3 protein-coding genes are annotated in these 3,022 nt (G+C 71.5%); all 3 read left to right on the top strand.

Annotation, left to right across the window (positions count from 1 at the left end):
• Positions 1–84: 84 nt before the first annotated feature.
• Positions 85–1,167: a CgeB family protein gene (locus VIB55_RS14060; RefSeq protein ID WP_331877284.1), complete on the top strand. Its 1,083-nt coding sequence runs from the start codon at positions 85–87 to the stop codon at positions 1,165–1,167.
• Positions 1,164–2,237, top strand: coding sequence for a CgeB family protein (locus VIB55_RS14055; RefSeq protein ID WP_331877283.1), 1,074 nt, complete (start codon positions 1,164–1,166; stop codon positions 2,235–2,237). The genes VIB55_RS14060 and VIB55_RS14055 overlap by 4 nt, the downstream gene beginning before the upstream one ends.
• A 65-nt stretch (positions 2,238–2,302) precedes the next feature.
• Positions 2,303–3,022: hypothetical protein (locus VIB55_RS14050; RefSeq protein WP_331877282.1), on the top strand; the 720-nt coding region annotated here is incomplete at its 3' end.

Raw genomic sequence — 3,022 nt, 5'->3', positions numbered from 1 at the left:
CCACCGCGCGGCCCAGCTGCTGGACATCGTCGGCGAACTGGCGAGCGCCGGGGCCGCGGGCACCCTCGCCACCACGGAGGCGGCATGCACCTGACCTTCTTCGGCTCGTCCCTGGTCTCTTCGTACTGGAACGGCGCCGCTACCTACTATCGCGGGCTGATCCGCGCGCTGCACGGGCTGGGGCACCAGGTCACCTTCTGCGAGCCGGACGCGTACGATCGCCAGAAGAACCGCGATCTCAAGGACGATCCGCCCTACGCCCGGGTGATCGTCTACTCGACGGAAGCGGAGCGCGACGCGCTGATCGAGCAGGGGTTCGCCGAGAGCGACTGGGTGATCAAGTGCAGCGGCGTCGGCGTGTGGGACGCGGAGCTGGAGGAGGCGGTCGCCGCGCGCTCCGGCGGCACGGTGATGACGGCGTTCCTGGACGTGGACGCGCCCGCGACGCTCAGCCGCATCGCCGCGGACGAGGCGGACCCGTTCCGCGCCTGCATCCCCCGCTACGACCACGTGTTCACCTACGGCGGCGGACCGCCCGTCGTCGACGAATACGAGAGCTGGGGCGCTCGCGCCTGCACGCCCATCTACAACGCGCTGGATCCCGACGAGCACCGGCCGGTGGAGGGCGTGGAGGTGGAGTACGACATCCTGTTCATGGGCAACCGCCTGCCGGACCGGGAATCGCGCGTACAGGAGTTCTTCTTCCGCGCCGCCGCGCTCTGCCCGGAGCACAAGTTCCTGCTGGGCGGCGAGGGATGGGGATGGAAGCAGGAGATGCCGGCCAACGTCACCTCGCTGGGCCACGTGCCCACGGCGCGGCACAATACGGTGAATGCGTCGGCGCGGCTGGTGCTGAACATCCACCGCGACAGCATGGTGCAGAACGGCTGGTCGCCCGCCACGCGCATGTTCGAGGCGGCGGGCGCGGCGAGCTGCCAGGTGACGGACGAGTGGAAGGGCATCGAGGACTTCTTCGCGCCCGGCGACGAGATCCTGGTGGCCGCCAGCGCCGAGGACGTGGCGCGCATCGTCCGCGAAACGTCGGATGACGACGCCCGGCGTATCGGCCAGGCGGGGCGCCGCCGCGCGCTGGCGGACCACACCTACGCACAGCGGGCGCTGCAGATGGATGCCATCCTGCGCGCGCCGGTGGGGAGCGCCGTATGAAGCTGGTCGTATTCGGCCTGACCATCTCGTCCAGCTGGGGCAACGGTCACGCGACCACGTACCGGGCCCTGCTCCGCGCCTTCAGCGAGCGCGGCCACGAGATCAGCTTCTACGAGTGGGATGCGCCCTGGTACAGCGGCAACCGCGACCTGGCGCGCCCCGGCTTCGTGGACCTGAAGCTGTACGAGGAATGGAACGCCGTCGCCCCGCCCGCCATCGCCGAGGCGAAGGAGGCGGACGCGGTGATCGTCGGCTCGTACGTCAAGGACGGGCCGCGGGTGATCGACGCCTTGGCCGAGGCCGGCGTGGACCCGCTGTTCTTTTACGACATCGACACGCCGGTGACCGTCGCCGCGCTGCGGAAGGGCGGCACCGAGTACCTGCGCCCCGACCAGGTGCCGCTGTTCACCCGCTACCTGTCGTTCACCGGCGGTCCCTTCCTGCACGAGGTGCTGGAGCGCGAGCTGGGCGCGCGCGAGGCGAGGCCGCTGTACTGCTCGGTGGATGTGGATCGCTACCATCCCACGGAGATCGATCCCCTGCTGGTGAGCGACCTGGCGTACATGGGCACCTACGCGCCCGACCGGCAGCCGGTGCTCGAGCGCTATCTGCTGGAGCCGGCGCGGCGGATGCCCGATCGCAAGTTCTACGTCGCGGGCCCGCAGTACCCGGCTGATACCGCGTGGCCGGGGAACGTGCTCCACAACCCGCACCTGCCGCCCTCGCTGCACCCCGTGTTCTACAGCAGCGCGCGCTGGCAGCTGAACGCCACCCGCGCCGACATGGTGGCCGCGGGCTGGTCGCCGTCGGTCCGCCTGTTCGAGGCCGCGGCCTGCGGCGCCGCCATCATCAGCGACCGCTGGCCGGGGATCGACCACTTCCTCACGCCGGGGAAGGAGATCCTGCTTCCCTCCACCACGGAGGAAGTCGTCCACATTCTGGCCGATACGCACGACGACGACCGCCGCGCCATCGGCCTCGCCGCCCGCGCCCGCATCGTCGCCGAGCACACGGCGGAGCACCGGGCCGAGGAGCTGGAATCCCTCGTGGGGACCGCGGCCCCGGTCTGACGCTCGAGAGCGGCCCCGGGCGGAATGCCCGGGGCCGCTCTCCGAATCATCCACCCCTGTCCACCATGACCCCCACCATGCACCGAGGCTCCGTTCGCGCGGCGATGGCCGCCTGCGCGCTGGCCCTGGCGGCCGCCTGCCAGCCCGTGCGCCCATCCGCCGCGCCCCAGCCGGCGGCGGCGCTGGAGGCGCGCGAGTGGACGGCCCAGTCGCCCGCGCCCGAGATCGCCTCGTGGGCGTGGCAGGGGTGCCGGCGCGCGTCCGGCGGCGCGGGGCCCTGCGTGGAGCGTGCATTGGTCTCGTTGATCGACCAGGCGGGGATCGGCAAGAGCATGGAGGTGCTGGACACGCTGGCCGGCAGGGAGCCCGTGGTAAAGGGGCTCGCCCATTCGCTGGCGCACGGGCTGGGCATCTCCGCGTATCGATCGCCCGAAACCGTGGCGCAGACGTTCGCGGGCTGCCCCGCGTCGCAGATGTCGGGGTGCTATCACGGCGTGGTCCAGGGCTACTTCCTGGACCTCGGCGCCCGGGGCCAGGCCATCGGCCGGGCGGTGCTGGACGGCCTCTGCGCGCCGCACGCCGACAAGCCGTTCCTGTACTTCCAGTGCGCGCATGGCCTGGGGCACGGGCTGGTGACGGTGCACCGGAACCATCTGCCCATGGCGCTGGAGGCGTGCGACCAGGCGAGCGACGCCATGGTGCGGGAAAGCTGCTACGGCGGCGCCTTCATGGAGAACATCGTCAACGCCCTGCACCCGCACCACACGGCCACCGGCCACGCGCAG

Source organism: Longimicrobium sp., from assembly GCF_036554565.1.
Taxonomy (GTDB): domain Bacteria; phylum Gemmatimonadota; class Gemmatimonadetes; order Longimicrobiales; family Longimicrobiaceae; genus Longimicrobium.
This window is presented reverse-complemented; position numbering and strand designations above follow the sequence as displayed.